Source organism: Bacteroides sp. ET336 (genome assembly GCF_024733815.1).
GTDB classification, from domain to species: Bacteria; Bacteroidota; Bacteroidia; order Bacteroidales; family Bacteroidaceae; genus Phocaeicola; species Phocaeicola cellulolyticus.
This window is the reverse complement of record NZ_JANRHK010000002.1, coordinates 24,960-45,271: the sequence shown is the minus strand read 5'-3', so window position 1 is coordinate 45,271 and position 20,312 is coordinate 24,960. Positions and strand designations below refer to the sequence as shown.

At 42.9% G+C, this 20,312-nt stretch carries 21 protein-coding genes; 6 read left to right on the top strand and 15 right to left on the bottom strand.

The annotated features are described in order from the left end of the window. Nucleotides 1–61: 61 nt before the first annotated feature. Together uxuA and NW213_RS03025 are read right to left on the bottom strand one after the other, a co-directional pair. The gene (gene uxuA, locus NW213_RS03030; RefSeq protein WP_258321814.1) at nucleotides 62–1,246 is read right to left on the bottom strand and encodes a mannonate dehydratase; all 1,185 of its coding nucleotides are present in this window, start codon (nucleotides 1,244–1,246) and stop codon (nucleotides 62–64) included. Between the two features lie 132 nt (nucleotides 1,247–1,378). After that, the gene (locus tag NW213_RS03025; RefSeq protein WP_258321813.1) at nucleotides 1,379–2,194 is read right to left on the bottom strand and encodes an SDR family oxidoreductase; all 816 of its coding nucleotides are present in this window, start codon (nucleotides 2,192–2,194) and stop codon (nucleotides 1,379–1,381) included. A 119-nt stretch (nucleotides 2,195–2,313) separates the two neighbouring features. Here NW213_RS03025 and NW213_RS03020 point away from each other — a divergent pair, with 119 nt between their 5' ends. Then, on the top strand, nucleotides 2,314–3,183 hold the full coding sequence (locus NW213_RS03020) for an AraC family transcriptional regulator (RefSeq protein WP_154043142.1): 870 nt from the start codon (nucleotides 2,314–2,316) through the stop codon (nucleotides 3,181–3,183). 142 nt (nucleotides 3,184–3,325) lie between these two features. Here NW213_RS03020 and murF read toward each other — a convergent pair whose 3' ends face one another. Further along, nucleotides 3,326–4,621, bottom strand: coding sequence for a UDP-N-acetylmuramoyl-tripeptide--D-alanyl-D-alanine ligase (gene murF, locus NW213_RS03015; RefSeq protein ID WP_258321812.1), 1,296 nt, complete (start codon nucleotides 4,619–4,621; stop codon nucleotides 3,326–3,328). 111 nt (nucleotides 4,622–4,732) lie between these two features. Here murF and folP point away from each other — a divergent pair, with 111 nt between their 5' ends. Together folP and cdaA are read left to right on the top strand one after the other, a co-directional pair. After that, nucleotides 4,733–5,584: a dihydropteroate synthase gene (gene folP / locus NW213_RS03010; RefSeq protein WP_258321811.1), complete on the top strand. Its 852-nt coding sequence runs from the start codon at nucleotides 4,733–4,735 to the stop codon at nucleotides 5,582–5,584. Between the two features lie 8 nt (nucleotides 5,585–5,592). Then, nucleotides 5,593–6,378: a diadenylate cyclase CdaA gene (gene cdaA, locus NW213_RS03005; RefSeq protein WP_154043139.1), complete on the top strand. Its 786-nt coding sequence runs from the start codon at nucleotides 5,593–5,595 to the stop codon at nucleotides 6,376–6,378. On the opposite strand, the gene NW213_RS03000 is transcribed toward cdaA, so the two are convergent. Genes NW213_RS03000 through NW213_RS02985 form a run of 4 tightly spaced genes read right to left on the bottom strand, consistent with a single transcriptional unit; the run spans nucleotide 6,365 to nucleotide 9,305 of the window. Beyond that, nucleotides 6,365–7,381, bottom strand: a complete 1,017-nt coding sequence (locus NW213_RS03000) for a GNAT family N-acetyltransferase (RefSeq protein ID WP_258321810.1) — start codon at nucleotides 7,379–7,381, stop codon at nucleotides 6,365–6,367. The two genes, cdaA and NW213_RS03000, sit on opposite strands and share 14 nt — an antisense overlap. Then, nucleotides 7,378–8,268: a DUF2156 domain-containing protein gene (locus NW213_RS02995; protein WP_258321809.1), complete on the bottom strand. Its 891-nt coding sequence runs from the start codon at nucleotides 8,266–8,268 to the stop codon at nucleotides 7,378–7,380. The genes NW213_RS03000 and NW213_RS02995 overlap by 4 nt, the downstream gene beginning before the upstream one ends. Before the next feature lie 10 nt (nucleotides 8,269–8,278). Beyond that, complete coding sequence (locus tag NW213_RS02990; protein WP_235339014.1) at nucleotides 8,279–8,974, bottom strand: LrgB family protein; 696 nt, start codon at nucleotides 8,972–8,974, stop codon at nucleotides 8,279–8,281. Then, entirely contained in the window at nucleotides 8,955–9,305 is a 351-nt protein-coding gene (locus tag NW213_RS02985) for a CidA/LrgA family protein (RefSeq protein ID WP_258321808.1), read from the bottom strand. The genes NW213_RS02990 and NW213_RS02985 overlap by 20 nt, the downstream gene beginning before the upstream one ends. A gap of 245 nt (nucleotides 9,306–9,550) precedes the next feature. On the opposite strand from NW213_RS02985, the gene pta reads away from it, so the two are divergent. The 3 genes from pta (at nucleotide 9,551) to NW213_RS02970 (ending at nucleotide 13,051) form a co-directional block, all read left to right on the top strand. Then, on the top strand, nucleotides 9,551–10,564 hold the full coding sequence (gene pta / locus NW213_RS02980; RefSeq protein WP_258321807.1) for a phosphate acetyltransferase: 1,014 nt from the start codon (nucleotides 9,551–9,553) through the stop codon (nucleotides 10,562–10,564). Between the two features lie 85 nt (nucleotides 10,565–10,649). After that, nucleotides 10,650–11,849 (top strand): acetate kinase, encoded by a 1,200-nt coding sequence (locus NW213_RS02975; RefSeq protein WP_154043133.1) that lies wholly within the window; start codon nucleotides 10,650–10,652, stop codon nucleotides 11,847–11,849. Nucleotides 11,850–12,010: 161 nt separating this feature from the next. Continuing rightward, nucleotides 12,011–13,051 carry a sugar kinase gene (locus tag NW213_RS02970; RefSeq protein WP_204390472.1) on the top strand — a complete coding sequence of 347 codons (1,041 nt, stop codon included), beginning with the start codon at nucleotides 12,011–12,013 and terminating at the stop codon, nucleotides 13,049–13,051. Between the two features lie 60 nt (nucleotides 13,052–13,111). Here NW213_RS02970 and upp read toward each other — a convergent pair whose 3' ends face one another. The 8 genes from upp to NW213_RS02930 all read right to left on the bottom strand — a co-directional run bounded on the left by upp (nucleotide 13,112) and on the right by NW213_RS02930 (nucleotide 20,283). Further along, a complete protein-coding gene (gene upp, locus NW213_RS02965; protein WP_258321806.1) occupies nucleotides 13,112–13,771 on the bottom strand; it encodes a uracil phosphoribosyltransferase in 660 nt (219 codons plus the stop codon). A gap of 63 nt (nucleotides 13,772–13,834) precedes the next feature. Further along, a complete protein-coding gene (locus NW213_RS02960) occupies nucleotides 13,835–14,599 on the bottom strand; it encodes a UDP-2,3-diacylglucosamine diphosphatase (protein WP_154043353.1) in 765 nt (254 codons plus the stop codon). A 36-nt stretch (nucleotides 14,600–14,635) separates the two neighbouring features. Then, nucleotides 14,636–14,956 (bottom strand): metal-sulfur cluster assembly factor, encoded by a 321-nt coding sequence (locus NW213_RS02955; RefSeq protein ID WP_154043130.1) that lies wholly within the window; start codon nucleotides 14,954–14,956, stop codon nucleotides 14,636–14,638. A gap of 76 nt (nucleotides 14,957–15,032) precedes the next feature. Further along, complete coding sequence (gene radC, locus NW213_RS02950) at nucleotides 15,033–15,722, bottom strand: DNA repair protein RadC (protein WP_204390470.1); 690 nt, start codon at nucleotides 15,720–15,722, stop codon at nucleotides 15,033–15,035. After that, on the bottom strand, nucleotides 15,719–16,789 hold the full coding sequence (locus tag NW213_RS02945; RefSeq protein WP_258321805.1) for a glycosyltransferase family 2 protein: 1,071 nt from the start codon (nucleotides 16,787–16,789) through the stop codon (nucleotides 15,719–15,721). Before NW213_RS02945 ends, radC begins: the two co-directional genes overlap by 4 nt. Before the next feature lie 178 nt (nucleotides 16,790–16,967). Further along, the gene (der, locus tag NW213_RS02940) at nucleotides 16,968–18,281 is read right to left on the bottom strand and encodes a ribosome biogenesis GTPase Der (RefSeq protein ID WP_154043127.1); all 1,314 of its coding nucleotides are present in this window, start codon (nucleotides 18,279–18,281) and stop codon (nucleotides 16,968–16,970) included. 34 nt (nucleotides 18,282–18,315) lie between these two features. Continuing rightward, on the bottom strand, nucleotides 18,316–19,197 hold the full coding sequence (gene era, locus NW213_RS02935) for a GTPase Era (protein WP_204390468.1): 882 nt from the start codon (nucleotides 19,195–19,197) through the stop codon (nucleotides 18,316–18,318). Nucleotides 19,198–19,281: 84 nt separating this feature from the next. Next, nucleotides 19,282–20,283 (bottom strand): beta-ketoacyl-ACP synthase III, encoded by a 1,002-nt coding sequence (locus NW213_RS02930; RefSeq protein ID WP_154043125.1) that lies wholly within the window; start codon nucleotides 20,281–20,283, stop codon nucleotides 19,282–19,284. Between the last annotated feature and the right edge of the window lie 29 nt (nucleotides 20,284–20,312).

Below are 20,312 nucleotides of genomic sequence, written 5' to 3'. Positions count from 1 at the left end.
ATAATGGGTGGATACGGCATTATTAATTCTTAATTCTTAATTTTTAATTATTCATTATCTTTTATACTATTCCGTTTTTCAGTTCGTCATCTACCACAGCCATCATACCTTCCACCTGTCCGAGGGCAAGCATACGTCCGTGGAATGAATATCCTGCGTTGTAACCCTTGTTTTCGTCGCCTAGCATCATACGTCCGTGGTCAACACGCATCGGCAATCCCGGGTTTTCCTTTTCGAATATTCTGATAAGGTCAATCAGATGTCCGCGACCAGACAGATGAGTACTTTCGATAAAGTTACCGCCAGGCATAGCCGCTGTACTGCGCAAATGTACGAAGTGCGTACGTTTAGCAAACTTCTTTGCAAGTTCGCGTGTATCGTTATGCTCGCCTGCACTCAAAGAACCGGCACAGAAAGTCAGTCCGTTGTGAGGATTGTCAACAGCATTGAGGAACCATGCTATATCCTCTTCGTTTGTAACGATACGAGGCAATCCGAGAATCTGGAAAGGAGGATCGTCCGGATGAACACACATGTTGACACCGTATTCCTCGCACACTGGCATTATAGCAGCAAGGAAGTAACGCATGTTTTCACGCAATGCATCTCTGTCAATACCTTTATATAAAGAAAGCAGACGCTTGAATATAGCTACAGGGTTCTTGTCGCCTTCACGGATATTTCCATTTACGAATCCCTGAGTCTTAACGATGATAGCGTCGATAAGCTCATCCTTTTCTGCTTCTGTGATAACCTTGTCAAGTTCTTCCACCTTGCGGAGTTCTTCTTCAGAATAGTCTTTCTCCGCTCCTTCGCGCTGAAGAATCTTTACGTCAAAATATGCGAAACGTACCCTGTCGTAATACAACGAGCTTGTACCGTCCGCCCAAGGATGCTGCAAGTCTGTTCTCACCCAGTCGATTACCGGCATGAAATTATAGCATACTGTCTTTACACCGCATTTACCAAGATTTGCAAGGCTGACTTTATAGTTTTCAATCAACTGGTCGCGTTCAGGACCTGCATATTTGATAGCTTCACATACAGGAAGACTTTCCACTACCGACCATCTCAATCCGTATGACTCGATATAAGATTTTAAGTCGTTGATAGCCTCAACTGTCCAAATCTCGCCGTTTGGAACATCATGCAAAGCTGTTACTATTCCTTCCACTCCTATCTGACGCAGCATGGAAAGAGTAATCTTATCCTTCTTTCCAAACCATCTCCAAGTTTTCTCCATCATAATGTTTTCTTTTTTTTAGTTACAAGTTGACAAGTTAACGAGTTGACAAGGTTCTTAGTCCGGATAAAGCCAAAGGTCGGCGAAGCCAGAACCTTGTTAACTTGTAACTGAAGCCTTGTCAACCAAATATAATTACACTCCACTGAATGCGCTGAAACCACCGTCGATAGCCAATGTAGCACCAGTGATAAAGCTAGCTGCATCGCTGCAAAGGAACTGAACGGCACCATTCAATTCTGAAATATCTCCAAATCTTCTCATAGGAGTCTTGGCAATAACCTTCTTGCTGCGTTCTGTCAGTGAGCCGTCAGGATTAATCAGGATAGCACGGTTCTGGTTGCCGATAAAGAATCCAGGAGCAATAGCGTTTACGCGGATCTTTTCGCTGAACTTGATAGCCATTTCCTGAGCCATCCAGCGAGTAAAGTTTTCAACAGCGCTCTTAGCCATAGAATATCCAGGCACACGTGTGATTGACTCGTAAGCAGCCATAGAAGAAACATTCACGATAACGCCGCTCTGCTGTTTTGCCATTATCTCACCGAAAACAAGGCATGGATAAACAGTACCGTTAAGGTTCAGATCGACCACTTTGTTAAGGTCTTCCACCTTCATATCGAATATATTCTGGTCAACAGTCAGCGTACCGCCAGGAATGTTACCACCGGCAGCATTGATAAGGAAGTCCACACGACCCCATTTTGAAAGTACAGTATCTTTTACAGAACGAAGGCTCTCGATGTCAAGCACATTACATACAGTACCTGCTACATCCTGGTTCACAGCTTTCAAACGTTCCAATGCCGCATCTACCCTATCCTGATGAGCACCGATGATTATGACTTTAGCTCCGGCCTTCAGAAGACCTTCAGCTATATTACTACCCAAAACGCCGGAACCGCCTGTTACAACAGCTACCTTACCGGCAATATCAAACATGTTGTTCATATATATAAGTTTTAAATTGTTCTTAGATGCAAAAATACTACAGAAAGAAATAAGTATATATACCTATTTTTGCAAGATATTTACTTATATTTGCATTAAGTACAATTCGACATGGAGCCATGAAAAGAATAGTAAACGAACAACTGCACATATCCGATTCAAACCCAATCAAAGCAAGGGCATACGACTACAAGTCATTCACATATCCATGGCATTTCCATGGCGAATATGAAATACTTTATGTAGAAAAAGGTTACGGACAATGCATTATCGGCGATAGCATAATAGACTATTCTGACGAGACTCTGTTGCTGTTCGGTTCGGCACTTCCACACTGCATGCAGAATCCTCCGGAATATGGACAGGATGACAGTCTAAGGGTAAACGGTACGATTATACAGTTTGAAAAGGACTTCATGCAATATTCCTTCACGCATTACGTGCAATTCATAAACATCAACACCCTTCTGAACGAATCGAACAGAGGAGTCAAGATTTCAGTAAAGAACAAACCGGAGATAACCTCATTACTGAAACAGATACCAGAATCGGAGGGAATGGAACAACTCATTCTTTTCCTTCGCCTTCTGCAATCGCTGTCCATGATAAAGAAAAGGGAATTTGCGGCATCGCCAAACTACAACCCGGTACCTGCCGAGTTCAAGAACAAGAAAATTGAAAAGGTTGTGGCCTACATAAACAAAAAATACACCGACAATATCACACTAGACGAGATAGCGTCATATACGGCGATGAATCCGTCGGCATTCTGCAGATATTTCAAAGACCACACCGGAAAGACACTGAAACAATACATCACCGACATGCGGATAGGTTATGCCTGCAAACTGCTGGCCGACGACCGTCTAAACATATCGGAAATAAGCATGGAATGCGGATTCGAATCGGCTGTACATTTCAACCGGTGTTTCAAAGGAGTAACGGGAGTTACTCCGACTGAGTACAGAAAGAAAATTCTGGAATTATAATATATCCTATCAGAAAGTCACAACATTATTATCTCCACACAGCCGTGTGGAGAACTCGACACGAACGTGTGGAGTACTTGACACGAGCGTGTGGAGAACTCGACACGGGCGTGTGGAGTTTATGATATAAAGAATTAAAAAATCATTTCATAAGTCTTTCGGCCAAAGCTGCCAGCTTCATGCTGTTTGAGCCTTTAATCAGTATCATATAACCTTTAGGCATGGCGGAAGAAAGCACCTGATACACATCATCGGCATTACTGTAGTGCTCAAAAGCATTTGCAGTTTTTCCGAATTCCGGACCAACGAGTATCACCCTGTCGAAACCGTAACGGGAAAGCATGTCAACCACCTTTTGGTGTTCCTCAAGACTTGCTTCGCCAAGCTCTTTCATATCGCCGAGAATCACCATCTTATGTCCGGCATCAATCATGCGGAAATTATCCAATGCGGCAGCCATGGATGTAGGATTTGCATTGTAGGCGTCTATCACATAACTGTTTCCTCCTGCCTCTACCAGCTGCGAACGGTTGTTGCGCGGCTCGTATGATGAAAGCGCGTGGCAGATAGCATCGTCGGCAACTCCGAAATATCGTCCTATAGCGACTGCCGCCAGAGCATTGTCAACATTATACGAACCTATCAGATGAGTCTGCACTTCGTGGGCCTTATCTTCCGACTTCCAGCTGAAAGACAGGAACGGAGAACATGACAGAACTTTGCCCGACACATAAAGCCCTTCTTCGGCACCGTAACGGATACATTCCAGTCCGCCTGCTATGGAGTTAAGATAAGGATTTTCGTTCTGTATGAAGATTTTTCCGCCATTGTCGCGGAGATAGTCGTACAACTCGCCTTTAGTACGGATTACTCCCTCGAAAGAGCCGAATCCTTCAAGATGTGCCTTGCCTACATTTGTTATTATACCATAGTCCGGACATGCTATGTTTACCAGAGTCTTTATCTCTCCCGGGTGGTTCGCTCCCATCTCCACTACTGCCATTTCGTGCTCGGGAGTAAGTTTAAGCAGTGTCAATGGTACTCCGATGTGATTGTTCAGATTACCCTGGGTGTAAAGTACATTGTATTTCTCTTTCAGAACGGCGGCTATCAGCTCCTTGGTCGTGGTCTTGCCGTTGGTACCCGTGATACCTATCATCCTTGTGCCCAACGCGCGGCGATGCCATGCCGCCAAATCCTGCAATGCCTTGAGACAATCGTCAACCAGAAGAATACGTCCTTCGGCATCATTGGCGTATTCAGCCTCATCAACCACGGCATAGCGGCAACCGCCAGCTATGGCTTGCGAAGCGAAAGTATTTCCGTTGAAACTGGCTCCTTTCAGTGCTATAAACATAGATCCTTCGGGGCAATCGCGAGTGTCGGTAGTGACCTTTCCGCACTCAAGAAAATATTTATACAATTGTGAAGTTTCCATTTTAAAATACAATTTGATACGTGGCGCAAAGATAAACGAAAAATCAATGGCAAATCAATAAAAAATAAATTATTGTATGTACATTTGCACCATCATTACGCAAGCATCGAAATGGAAAACAGAATAGCAAAATACATCAATGTGAACGGCAGTCTGATGGATCTGGAACATCCCAGAGTTATGGGAATACTGAACGTTACCCCCGACTCTTTTTATGCCGGAAGCAGAAAGCAATCAGAAGAAGACATCTTGCAGAGAGCCAGACAGATAATTGACGAAGGTGGAGAGATTATAGACATCGGCGCATATTCGTCAAGGCCTGACGCACAGAATATATCAACGGAAGAAGAGGCAGCAAGACTGAAAAAGGCTCTCACTATATTAAATAAGGAGATGCCGGAAGCTGTGATTTCCGTAGATACATTTCGCGCGGATATAGCAAAGATGTGTGTGGAGGAACATGAAGTGGCAATCATAAATGACATATCCGCAGGAAATATGGACGACAGGATGATGCCTGTTGTGGCAAAACTGGGAGTGCCGTACGTAATGATGCACATGAAAGGAACACCACAGAACATGCAGAAAAATCCTGAATACGACAATGTGGTGAAAGAGGTGATGTATTACTTCTCCGAAAAGGTACAGAAAATGCGCGACCTTGGCGCAAAGGATATCATCATCGATCCGGGGTTCGGTTTCGGAAAGACTGTGGAACACAACTATATCCTTATGGACAAGCTGGAAGAGTTCCGGATATTCGACCTTCCTATTCTGGTTGGAATATCAAGGAAATCAATGATATACAAACTTCTGGGCAATACTCCTGAAGACGCGCTGAACGGAACAACCGTACTAAACACCATTTCGCTGATGAAAGGCGCGAACATACTGAGGGTGCACGACGTGAAGGAAGCCTGCGAGGCGGTGAAGATATATTGTAAGTTAATTATTAATTCTTAATTATCAAAATGCCATTCGATTTAAGCATAATAAGCCTGAAAGACATACTGGACATACTGCTGGTAGCCTTTATACTGTATAAGACATACAAGGTTATGAAATCGTCGGGTACGATAAACATATTTATCGGAATACTGGTGTTCATCATAATCTGGATTATAGTATCGCAGGTATTGCAGATGCGACTGCTGGGTTCTATATTCGATAAGCTGGTAAGCGTGGGAGTGATAGCACTGATTGTGCTTTTTCAGGACGAGATAAGGCAATTCCTTCTTACTCTAGGTTCAAGATACCGCTCGAACAGTCTGTTCAGGTTTCTGAAAGGAAAGAAATACAACGACAGCGACAAGAATGACATTATGCCTATCGTCATGGCATGCCTGAGTATGGGCAAGGGAAAAGTGGGGGCGCTAATAGTGCTGGAAAAAGATGTTCCGCTGGACAACATAGTAATGACTGGCGATGTGATAGACGCCAATATCAACCAGCGTCTGATAGAAAACATTTTCTTCAAGAACAGTCCGCTGCACGACGGGGCAATGATAATAAGCGGCAAGAGGATTAAGGCCGCGGGATGTATCCTGCCTGTATCACACAACCTTAACATACCCAAGGAGCTGGGATTGCGTCACCGTGCAGCTCTGGGAGTATCGCAGGAAACAGATGCGCTTGCCATAATCGTGTCGGAAGAAACGGGAGGAATATCAATAGCCTACAAGGGCGAGTTCTACCTCAAACTGAACGCCGAGGAACTGGAAAGGATGCTGACTAACGAATACATCAATCAAGCATAAGGCTCATATGGGCTTCCATATCCCGGAACAACAAGGAAGGCATGTTGTTGATATGCAGTCTTAAACGTTCCGTATCACAAGAGATATCGTTGCCGCTTATTTTACGGCATACACCGCCGTCGGATATAAGATATAAACCGTTGTTTTCGGGAATGACGCTGTCACCGTAAATCTCGACATATCCGCCTGACAGCCTGCCTGCCATAAGTCCAAGCATTCCGTAGGCATTTATCACACGCACCATGCCGCAAGGTGACGGTTTTACTATCTTCACACCGGGATAATGGCGGGATATGAAACTTAGCATGGCCGTTTCCGACTGATTATCAACAGACAGAAGTTCCTTTATGACTATACAGTTTTCGTCTGCTATCAGCAGCACTACAGAACGGATATTACCGTTTTTATCATTGGCATACCATACCTTGCCTCCGGAAAGAGCCAGATCGGCAAGGACTATATTCATATCCTGAAAAGGATGAAGTATGCTTGCCTGATATGTTGATAACTGTCGGTTTATAAAGTCGCACACTTCGGAACATTCGTTTTTCAACATGTCTAACTCATTAAATATCAGTTCTGTTTTAAAGTTATCAACAGTTTTGCACATACCTGTTAATAACTTTTCATCCTGTTGAAAACATATTTCGTAACCGGACTTGGAATAATAGTCCACCAAGCCTTCATTGGCAGGAATAAGGACAGAAAGGTACTTGCCGTCTGCATACATTTTCCTGTGCGCCTCATCAAGAAGACGCGACATCAGACCTCTGGAACGGAAATCGGGATGAGTACATGCTCCGGATACATATGCCACCAGTATCACGGCACCGTTAAACCGCATGGGATACGGTATCCGCTGGAGTGCGGACACTACCCTGCCGTTTTCCGTAATGGCACTGTTTATTTCGTCTGTATATCTTGAAGAAAAATACAGTGCGACGAAATCGTCCGAATCTTCCGGAAAGCACAGTTTCCACAGAGACTTTACCTGCTCTTTCATTTCAGTTCCAGTTTATATTTCTCCAGAAGCAAATGCGGCTGATAAGAGAGTTTTGCCTTGCGCAATCCCTCCAGACCGAGATCTTCTTCCCTGTTTATATATGTGTATTGTTCGGGAATAATCTTTGCGAACTCATGATTTATCATGGCGTATGCGCCTTCGTAGTCGGTGTCGGCTTTTTCCACACATGTATCGAAAGTCTCATTATTGACAGGCGCTCCATAGGTAAAGGCCACAATCTTGCCGTCAACCGTCAGCACTCCGCCCATGATATCAAGTTCTTCAAAACTGCGTAATGCGGCATTCATGGATTTTCGCTCGTTCTGCAGGGCCTCATCCTCACTGCAGTTGTTGGCACGACACCATAACGACTCAAGCTTTATACATTCCGGTATCAGCTCGCGGGTAAGAGGCTTGAACTCATATCCGGGATAATTGTTGCGGAACTTGTTTATATGGTTGCGCTTGGGCTGGAACTTCTTGCCTGACAGCGTAGATAAATCGGAACGCAGATACAGGTAATCGGAATAGTCACGGTCTGAAGTAAACACAAACTTACCCGGGAAAAGACTTTCCAGCTCTTCGCAATTTTCCTTGCAGACACCGTACATCACAAAAGGAATACCTTTCATCCGGGCATCCGACATCAGTTCCTCCATAACCGGTTTTATGTCGCCCTCACCTACAGGCAACATATACGAGAGTTCCCCGTCAACATAAAATCTGAACAACAGGAAACCACCGTACTCGGCAATCTCGGTAAGATAAAGGAAACGCCAACTGTAGAGATTGGCAAATGTCAAATCGCAGTTACGACGCTTACTACGGAGAGTATATTTCTGTACTGTCTGTTTATCTTCTATATCAAGACGTCTGAATGAAAGCATAACTTGTATATTAATAAAGACCTATCAAATGTAATATATAAGGTGAGAGCAATGCTGTAAGAATTCCGTTGAGAGTAAGTCCGAGGCTGGCATATGCTCCATACTTACCGCTTACCTCCATTGCGCGTGATGTTCCTACGGCATGAGTGGCTGTTCCCATGGAAAGTCCCTGGGCTATAGGGCTGTGCACATGTCCCACCTGAAGTACCTTAAAGCCGAAAATGGCTCCGAACAGTCCGACTACTATCACTACAGCAGCTGTCAAAGAAGGTATTCCACCTACAGCCGAGGAAACTTCCATCGCTATAGGGGTTGTCACTGACTTAGGCGCAAGCGACATTATGACTTCGGGAGTGGCACCAAGCAACTTTGCTACAACTGTGACCGAAATCAGTCCTATTACACAGCCTGCCAACTGTGACAATATGATAGGGAGCAGCTGCTTCTTTATCATACGCAATTGCAGATAAAGAGGAACTCCCAATGCAACTACAGCCGGACGCAACCAGAACTCTACCAGAGAGCCGGCATCCTGATATTTTTCATACGAAACACCGCTAATTTTAAGAAAGCAAATCAGCATTGCCACTGCCAAAAGGATAGGATTAAGCAACACCCATCCTGTCTTCTTCTGCAACAGTTTGGAAACGAAAAAGAAACCGAAAGTTATAGCCAGAAGAAAAAACTTATTTTCTAAAAAATCCATATTTGCGAACTATTTGATGAACCCAACCTGTTACTACCAACACTAAAACCGTACTTACCAATGTGGCTATCACTATAGGCCAGAACTGTGCCTGAATGATATCGAAATACAACATCAGGGCCACGCCTGAAGGCACAAAGAAAAAGCCGAGGTTTGCCACAAGAAAATCGGACAAGCCTTGAACCCATTCAAGCTTTACCCATCCTAATGACAAAAACAACGTGAGAAACAACATGCCTATAATACTGGAAGGCAATTTTACACCGGTCAGATAAACTATCAGTTCACCTAGAGCCATACATCCGAAAAGGATTGAACATTGACGAATCATACCTTAATTATACTATTGAAAACTGATGCAAAGTTATGCAATAGCACAGAAAACATGCACTCGCATCTTCAAAAAAGCCTTTTATGTCCTTAAACATACATAAAATGACCTCTTTTGAGAAAAAAAGTTTGTATTTTGCAAACTAGATATTACAAAAATACGTATTTTTGCAGTGTGAAATAAAAAGACCGTTAACGCAAACGGCGATAAAGAGAATTACATTATATATTAAAATATAAATCAACATGGATTTAATTAGTCAAATCGTTGAACGCGCTAAAGCTAACAAACAGCGCATTGTTCTTCCTGAAGGAACTGAAGAACGTACTTTGAAAGCTGCCAATCAGATATTGACAGACGGTGTTGCTGACCTTATTCTTCTTGGTAACCCTGAAGAAATCATGAAATTGGCTCAGGAATGGGGCTTGGGAAACATCAATAAAGCTACTATCATCGACCCTGAGAACCACGAAAAGAAAGAAGTTTATGCCGAACTGCTTTTCGAACTCCGCAAGAAAAAAGGTATGACAATGGAACAGGCTCAGGAACTTGTAAAGAACCCTCTTTACCTGGGATGCCTTATCATCAAAGCCGGCGATGCTGACGGCCAGTTGGCTGGTGCACGCAATACTACAGGCGATGTTCTTCGTCCTGCACTTCAGATTATCAAAACTGCTCCGGGCATTACTTGTGTATCAGGAGCCATGTTGATGTTGACTCATGCACCTGAATGTGGTGACAACGGTGTATTGGTAATGGGTGACGTTGCCGTTACTCCTGTACCTGACGCTAATCAGTTGGCACAGATTGCAATATGTACAGCACAGACTGCACAGGCTGTAGCAGGTATCGACCCACGTGTTGCTATGTTAAGCTTCTCTACTAAGGGTTCTGCTAAACACGAAGTTGTTGACAAAGTAACTGAAGCTCTCAAGATAGCTAAGGAAATGGCTCCTGAACTGAAGATCGACGGTGAACTTCAGGCAGACGCAGCTTTGGTTCCACGTATCGGCGCAAGCAAGGCTCCGGGTTCAGAAATCGCAGGTAAGGCAAACGTACTTGTAGTTCCTTGCCTTGAAGTAGGTAACATCTCTTACAAGCTTGTTGAACGTCTTGGTCACGCTACAGCTGTAGGTCCTATCCTTCAGGGTATAGCACGTCCTGTAAACGACTTGTCACGCGGATGCAGCATCGACGACGTTTACAAGATGATTGCAATCACAGCCAACCAGGCTATTGCTGCAAAAGCACAGAATTAATAACAAACTTATCAAACATTATCTACAAGCACAAAGGTCTGTGCGCTGACCTTTGTGCTTTAATTACTTTTTTACTTATAGTATTATGAAAATATTAGTACTCAACTGCGGTAGCTCTTCAATCAAGTATAAACTGTTTGAAATGACTACAAAAGAAATCCTTGCACAAGGAGGTATTGAAAAAATAGGTCTTCCAGGTTCATTCCTTAAACTTACTCTTCCTAGCGGAGAAAAGAAAATCATCGAAAAGGATGTTCCTGAACACACTACTGGAGTTCAGTTTATATTTGATACATTGACAAATGCAGAATACGGTGCTGTAAAGAACCTTCACGAAATCAACGCTGTAGGCCACCGCGTACTGCACGGAGGAACAAAATTCAGCGGTTCTGTGCTTATTAACGATGCTGTAATAGCAGCTGTAGAAGAATGCTGCGACCTCGGTCCGTTGCATAACCCAGCAAACCTGAAAGGTATCTACGCTGTACAGCAGCTTCTTCCTGAAGTTCCACAGGTAGCTGTATTCGATACTGCATTCCACCAGACTATGCCTGACTATGCTTATCTGTATCCGATACCTTACAAATATTTCGAAAAATATGGTATCCGCCGTTACGGTTTCCACGGAACATCACACCGTTATGTATCAAAACGTGTATGCGAATTCCTCGGTATTCCTCAGGAAGGTAGCCGCATTATCACTTGCCACATCGGTAACGGTGGTTCTATCGCTGCTGTAAAAGACGGTAAATGTATCGACACAACAATGGGTCTTACTCCACTTGAAGGACTTATGATGGGTACACGTTGCGGTGACATCGACGGAGGCGCAATCCTTTATATGATGAAGAAAGAAGGTATGACTCCTGACGAAATGTCAAACCTGCTGAACAAGAAGAGCGGTGTTCTTGGCGTATTCGAAAAGTCAAGCGATATGCGTGAACTGGAAGACGCTGTAGCAAGAGGCGAAGAACGCGCTATCCTTACAGAAAACATGTACTTCTACCGCATTACAAAATATATCGGTGCATACGCAGCAGCAATGGGTGGTGTTGACGTAATCCTGTTCACAGGCGGTGTAGGCGAAAACCAGGCTACAGCACGTGCCGGTGTCTGCAAGACATTAGGATTTATGGGTGTTGAACTTGATCCTGAAAAGAACAAGGTACGCGGACAGGAAGCTATCATCTCTACAGAAAATTCCAAAGTGAAAGTAGTAGTAATACCTACAGACGAAGAATTGATGATTGCTACTGACACAATGAACATCCTAAATAATAAATAATAAGATATAGGAATATCCTAAAAGAGTTAAAAAAGAGGATACCTCATGGAAGGAATTCATTATCTTTGCCTCGGAAATGAGACAAGACGGATTCCGACAAGAGGTATCCTTTTTATTTTTTTTGTTGCCTGATTTCCACCTAAATCGAAAAACATCACATTATGAGCAAAAAAATTGTAACATTCGGAGAAATAATGCTCCGTCTCACTACACCGGACAATCTGCGCATCCAACAGAGCCGTGACTTTCTGGTCAATTATGGAGGTAGTGAAGCAAATGTAGCTATATCAATTGCCAATTTCGGAGGAGAGGTAGAATACATAACACGTCTTCCGGACAATGCCTTGGGCGAAACATGTATAGCAGAGTTGCGTTCACACAATATCGGTACAAAACATATCCTGTTCGGAGGACACCGCCTTGGTACTTACTACATGGAAAAGGCAGCAGCCATGCGTAACTCGAAAGTTATTTACGACAGGGAGAACTCGGCATTTTCAGAGCTTAAACCAGGAATGATAAACTGGCGTGAAGTGTTCGAAGGAGCATCAATATTCCACTGGTCGGGTATAGACGCCGCACTTACTCCGGGACTTGCCGAAGTATGCAAGGAAGCGATAGGAGTGGCAAAGGAAATGGGACTGATCATTTCATACGACATCAACTATAGAAAAAATCTCTGGAACTACGGAAAAAGCGCACAGGAGGTTCTTCAACCTCTCATGAAAGACAGTGACATAATGTTCGGAAGCGAAGGAGAATATGCACTGGTTACAGGAATTCCTGCTCCAGGCTTCAAGGCAACCAGAAGCGGTGAAAAATACGATACGGAAGCGTATGAGAAATTCTGCAAGGAAATAAGCCGCCAGATTCCAAACTGCAAGTATATCTATATAGCTCTTCGCAATGTAATGAGTTCGGAACATCACACTTTTGCAGGTGTTCTTTATGCGAATGGAGAAATGAAATACAGCAGGGTGTTCGACATTGACAATGTGATAGACTGTGTAGGTGTAGGAGATGCATTCTGTGGCGCAATGCTATACGCACAGAGCGCTTTCGAAGACAATCAGAAGAGAGTTGACTTCTCTACGGCTGCTTCTGTATTGAAAAATACTATAGCTGGCGACTACAATATGGTGAAGGTAGCAGAAGTGGAAAGCCTCATCGCACGTCATGAAAGTGGTGAAGTGGCACGCTAAAATAACAATCCCTATAAAAACAAAGAGGCTGAAAACAGCCTCTTTGTTTTTATAGGGATTTTAAATTTTCTCACCATAAGCAAGGTCTCCGGCATCACCTAATCCGGGAACTATATACGAATGTTCATCAATGGCAGGATCTATTACGCCACACCACAACGAGACATCCTTTCCTTCGAAAAACTTCCTGATACGTTCCACTCCGGGACGGCTTGCTATTATACATGCAATGACAAGCTTCGCAGGAATACCTTTTGTGGTAAAGGCTTTCCATGCCAGTTCAAGGCTTTCGCCTGTAGCAAGCATAGGATCTACCAATATGACTGTCTTATTTGTCAAATCAGGTGTTGCGATATATTCTATCCTCACGTCAAGATCTCTATGATCCTTATCTTTATAATACCTGTAAGCCGAAACAAACGCATTTCCAGCCTTATCGAATATATTCAGGAAACCGGCATGCAAAGGAAGACCGGCTCTGAAAACTGTTGCTATCACTATATTGTCATCCGGCGTGCTGGCTTCGGCAACACCTAACGGGGTCTGGATTTTTTTCGTTGAATAATCAAGTGTTTTACTGATTTCGTAAGCCATCAACTCTCCTATCCGTTCAATATTCCTACGAAAACGCATTCTGTCATTCTGTACATTGACATCTCTCATCTCTGCGACGAACTGATTTAGTATAGAATTGGTTTCTGCAAGGTTTATAACTTTCATAAAAATAAGATTATATTATTACTGATATAACATTCTTATGTCTGAGTTGTTCACAGACAGCCGTTAAAGTTGGGTTTCTCCTTCAATATACTGTTCCAGGAACATATTTTCTCCGTCAAAAACGGCATAAGAGAATTCCGTAATCCAATCACCAAGTATCATCATCCTTGATGTCCTTGAGAGCATCATATCGAACAATATATGTCTGTGACCGTAAATAAAGAAATTGATATCAGGATGAGTCTTGAGATACTTTTTTGTGAACAGAACCAACGGCTCCTTGTCTTCACCCATATATTCAGGCTCTTTTCCATCCTTGCGCTTCATGCGGCTATGCTTTGCCCATTCCAGACCAAAATCGACACTCCATCGCGGATGAAGCATTGAGAACAGCCGCTGCAATGTCTTGCTGTGGAACATCATGCGAAGGAATTTAAATTTCCTGTCATCATCGCCAAGCCCGTCGCCATGAGCCATGAAAAACTCCTTTCCATAAATCTCGCATGTCAACGGAGCACGATGTATAATCATTCCACATTCCTTTTCAAGATAGTCTCCACACCATATATCATGGTTGCCGATGAAAAAATGTACTTCCACTCCCCTGTCTGTAAGTTCAGAGACTTTTCCCAAGAAACGTGTATATCCTTTCGGCACTACTGTTTTGAATTCGTACCAGAAATCAAACATATCGCCCAACATATACACAGCGGCAGCCTTATCCTTGATACTGTCAAGAAAATTGACAAGCCTCCTTTCCTGAGTACGGGCGTGAGGTATAGCCCGCGAGCCCAGATGGGCGTCGGAAATGAAATATATATTTTTCATCTCATCCATAGTTATACCCTTTTATAGTTTATATAATTACATGAAGCCCAATTCCAATTTGGCTTCTTCAGTCATCATGTCCTTGTCCCATTCAGGCTCGAACACCAGATTTACCTGGGCTGATGTTACTCCGTCAACCGACTCTATCTTCTGCCTTACGTCCTCCATTATGAAATCAGCTGCAGGACAGTTTGGTGCGGTAAGAGTCATATCAATGGTCAGCTCGCCGTTTTCCTGAAGGTCTATCTTGTATATAAGCCCCAAATCGTAAACATTTACCGGGATTTCAGGGTCATATACAGTTTTCAACATATCAATTATCCTCTCTTCTATTTTGAGTTTTTCTTCGCTATTCATATATTTAAATCAAATAATATTTACAGTGCAAATATACGCAAAGAGATGCGCAGAAACAAATAAATCTTTATTTCCATCATAATCTGCCTTCATCCGCATAGCTGTAGTAGGCTCCGTCGGCCACTATCACATGATCGAGCATACGGATGTTCATCACCTTGGATGCCTGAAACAATGCCTGTGTTAGCCTGTCATCATCCGTACTAGGACGGACATTACCCGACGGATGATTGTGGGTGAGTATCATGGAAGTTGCACGTTTCAGAAGTGCCTCTCGCAAAATGACACGCACATCGACCTGTGTCGAGGCCAAACCTCCCTGACTTATACGGGTGATATCTATCACTTTCGATGCCTGGTTAAGGAACATCACCCAACATTCCTCTATCGGTAGGTCGCACATTATAGGATGGAAATAGGAGTATATATCTTCCGACGAGCGTATTGGCTTTCTTTCTTCCTGCTTCTCATCCTTACGCCGCTTGCCAAGCTCGGATGCGGCAAGGATTGTTATGGCTTTGGCAGGCCCTATCCCCTTGAACTTACATAAATCCGATACAGAACATTTGCCCAGTGCGCTAAGACTGTTATTATATTTGTCCAGGACCTTTCGCATGAGCTCCACTGCCGATTCGTCTGTATTGCCGGAACCTATGAGAATGGCAAGCAACTCGGCATTCGAGAGTGAAGAAGCACCGTGCATCATCATTTTTTCGCGCGGACGGTCTTCTTCTGCCCATTGGTTTATAGATAGTCTGTCTGTCATTTATAGAAAGTCTTTTCGAATGCAGAGAACGAATCCTTTCCTTTCACACAGCGTTTCCACCATGCAATCAGAAATCCGCTTCCATATCCGGTTAGTTGGATAAACGATGAGAGTATGGAAATTGTACCGATTTTCAAACTTCTGTTCTGTACAGACGAATCGATAAATATAAGTAACGAAAAAAGCAATAACGGCGACACTCCGGCCACTACAAGCCATTTACCCCATGAATGCAATAAATCATGGCTGCCGGGATCGGGGGTATAGGATGCCAACGACAACAAATAAATACCTCCCAATATTACAAGAACCAGAAAAACGACCCCTACTGTAAAGACTGCAGGCAACATGTGCACCAGCTTTAGTGATTCCGGGTATTTCTTATAAAGGTTTATACGGGCTATTCCGGAATTGTGAACCTGCTTGAAGAATTTCTTCATATCCGTTCTGCGCTTGTGCCAAACCCATGCTCCGGGGAACAGGCGACAGGTATATCCTCCCTTGAAAATACGTATGCTGAAATCTATATCTTCGCCAAAACGCATGTCGGAAAATCCTCCCAAAGCCTTATAGACGTCGGCACGGATTCCCATATTGAAACTACGGGGATAAAACTTGTCCATCTTCTTTTTTCCGCCGCGAATTCCGCCGGTAGTGAAGAATGACGTCATTGAATAGTTTATCGCCTTCTGGGTGTCTGTAAATGACTCGTGCGCACGGTCAGGACCTCCAAAAGCGTCGGCGGGCTCGTTTCTCAGCTCTTCTTCTACCGCTTTAAAATAATCAGGAGGGAGGATACAGTCAGAATCAAGGATTATAAGATACTCTCCGTGACTTCTTTCCGCGCCGTAGTTTCTGGACTTTCCGGGACCGGAATTCGACTTCAGGTAATATCTGATATCCATAGACGCGGCATATTTGTCAACCACATCCTTACAAGGGACAACAGATCCGTCTTCCACTATAATTACTTCAAAGTCGGTATAAGTCTGCTGCATAAGACTCTGAAGCAGTTCATCCACCTCGTCTGGACGATTATATACCGGTACTATAACTGAATATCGCATAATCTAAAAAATGAGTTATTTGCAAACTTACGTAAAAGTTTCGCAAAAATCAATTAGTCATTTCATTTTTATAACAACGGGACATCATGTTATAGGCATAAATTCACAAAAAAAGCCCGGGTATAAGAATAAATCTTCAAATACCCGGGCAATTGTGATTATTGTCAAAATACTAAAATTACTTCTGTCTGATAAAAATATTTATCGGCGTTCCACATAAGTTCCAACGCTCTCTCATCTTGTTCTCGAGGAAACGCTTGTATGGTTCCTTGACATACTGAGGCAGATTTGCAAAGAACACAAACGACGGAACCTGAGTGTTAGGCAACTGAGTGATATATTTTATCTTTATATACTTGCCTTTGTTTGATGGTGGCGGATAGGCCTCTATCAGCGGCAACAGTTCCTCGTTGAGTCGTGCTGTTGGTATTCTTGTAGTTCTTGACATATAGACTTCCTTGGCAGCCTCCAACACTTTCAGAATACGCTGTTTTGTCAATGCCGAAGCAAATATTATAGGGAAATCAGTGAAAGGAGCAAATCTGTTACGGATTGCATCCTCGTAGTTTTTCATAACCTTTACGGTCTTTTCCTCTACAAGGTCCCATTTATTGACAACCACAACAAGTCCTTTCTGGTTTCGCTGTATCAGGCTGAATATATTCAGATCCTGACCTTCAATTCCTCTTGTTGCGTCAAGCATAAGGATACACACATCCGAACTTTCGATAGAACGTATAGAACGTACTACAGAATAATATTCAAGATCTTCACTGATCTTGTTTTTCTTTCTTATACCTGCTGTGTCAACAAGATAAAAATCGAAACCGAACTTGTCATATCTTGTGTATATCGAGTCGCGTGTAGTACCTGCTATTTCGGTCACAATATTTCTATCCTCTCCGATAAAAGCGTTTACTATTGAAGACTTTCCGGCATTCGGTCTGCCCACAATGGCAAATCTTGGAATGTCCTCATCATAAGTCTCGTCCGCTTCCTTCTTGAATTTCGATACGATAAGGTCGAGCAAATCCCCCGTTCCGCTTCCACTGATTGCAGAAATACAGTAAGGATCGCCCAATCCTAATGAATAGAATTCAGCTGCATTATATTGCAAGTCGTTATTGTCAGTTTTATTGGCAACGACAATTATTGGTTTCTTAGAGCGTCGCAGAATATCGGATACCTCCATATCCAAATCCGTAACACCATTCATTATATCAACCACAAACAAAATCACATCCGCCTCATCCACAGCCAGAAGAACCTGCTTGCGAATTTCTTCCTCAAAAATATCATCCGAGTTTACAACCCATCCACCGGTATCTACAATAGAAAATTCCTTTCCCAACCATTCAGATTTTCCATACTGACGGTCACGAGTAGTTCCGGCCTGTTCATTCACAATTGCCTGACGAGTCTTTGTCAGACGATTAAATAACGTTGACTTTCCTACATTTGGACGTCCAACAATAGCTACTAAATTACCCATACTTATAATTATTTACGGCTATCTCAGCCGGTGATTAATCTAATTGATAACCAAAATTCTTCAATTCCTTGTCGGAACTTCTCCAGTCCTTATCTACCTTTACGAAAGTTTCAAGATAGATTGATTTTCTGAAGAACTGCTCCAAAGCCTTTCTGGCTTCCGAAGCCACTTTCTTGAGAGCCCTTCCCTGACGACCGATAATAATACCTTTCTGAGACTCGCGTTCCACGTATATCACAGCGTTGATATGTATGCTTTTGGCATCCTCCTTGAAGGTTTCCACCACCACCTCTACAGAATACGGGATTTCCTTGTCATAATACAAAAGGATTTTCTCTCTTATTATCTCCGTCACGAAGAAACGTGCCGGCTTGTCGGTCAGCTGATCCTTGCCGAAATAAGGAGGAGAATCCGGAAGAAGATCCTTAATTCGTTTCATCACTACATCGACATTAAACTTTGCCATGGCTGAAATAGGGATTATTTCGGCATTTGGCAACATCTCATGCCATTCCTCGACAAGTTTGACCAGAATATCTTGGTTTATGAGGTCTATCTTGTTTATAAGCAACAAAACCGGAACATTCATGTTTCGCACCTTCTCCATAAATTCAGTGTTCTTGTCCGGTTTTTCCACTGTATCTGTAACATATAGCAAAACATCGGCATCAACCAGTGCCGACTGCGAGAAGTTAAGCATTGATTCCTGAAGCTTGTAGTTAGGTTTCAATACCCCAGGAGTATCCGAAAATACAATCTGCATATCATCAGTATTAAGTATTCCCATAATACGATGACGAGTGGTCTGTGCCTTGAATGTTGCGATGGATATTCTTTCGCCCACCAGCAAATTCATCAATGTAGATTTTCCTACATTCGGGTTTCCTACAATGTTTACAAATCCGGCTTTATGCATAAAAAATTACCTCATGAATACAAAAAAACGCATCTGACAGGGATGCGTCTTTTTGTATATTTGTTAATGAATATATTTCAAATATTACTTGTTTCCGTCATAACCCCACTTAACATAAGCAGCACCCCAAGTAAATCCGGCACCAAATGCAGTGAAGATCAGGTTATCGCCTTTCTTGAGTTTCTTTTCATAATCCCATAAGCACAAAGGCAATGTTCCGGCACTTGTATTACCGAAATGCTGAATGTTCAGCATCACTTTCTCGATAGGTACACTTAGTCTTGAAGCAACAGCGTCAATGATTCTGAGATTAGCCTGATGAGGAACAATCCAGTCGATATTATCCTTGTTCAAGCCATTACGCATTGCAATCTGTTCTGTAACGTCAGACATATTTGATACTGCATATTTGAATACAGTTCTACCTTCCTGATACAAATAATGCATCTTGTTGTCTATTGTAAAATAAGAAGGAGGACATACAGAACCACCGGCCTTCATGTGAAGGAATGGAAGTCCCTTACCGTCTGTACGTAATATAGAATCCATAATACCATAATCCTCAGTTGTAGCTTCAACCATGCAAGCTGCAGCTCCGTCACCGAAAATAGGACATGTGGCACGGTCTGAATAATTAACCATAGATGACATCTTGTCTGCACCTACAATAATTATCTTTTTATGTCTTCCCGACTGTATCATACTTGCTGCTGTTTCCATAGCATAAAGGAAACCGCTACATGCTGCCTGCAAATCGAATGCATATGCATTTTTAAGTCCCAGCTTATCGCACAATATAGATGCTGTAGAAGGGAAATGATAGTCAGGAGTAGTTGTTGCAACTATAACACAATCTATAGAGTCAGGGTCCGAATTTGTTTTCTGCATAAGCTGTTTTGCAGCTTTACGCGCCATATATGATGTACCCAAACCTTCTTCGTTAAGAATACGTCTTTCCTTAACGCCAATACGAGTCATGATCCACTCGTCATTAGTGTCAACCATTCTTGACAGTTCTTCGTTTGTAAGTACATAGTCAGGTACATACCCGCCAACACCTGTTATTACCGCATTTATTTTTTCCATTATTTCAAATTTTAGTTTGAATCCTAAAA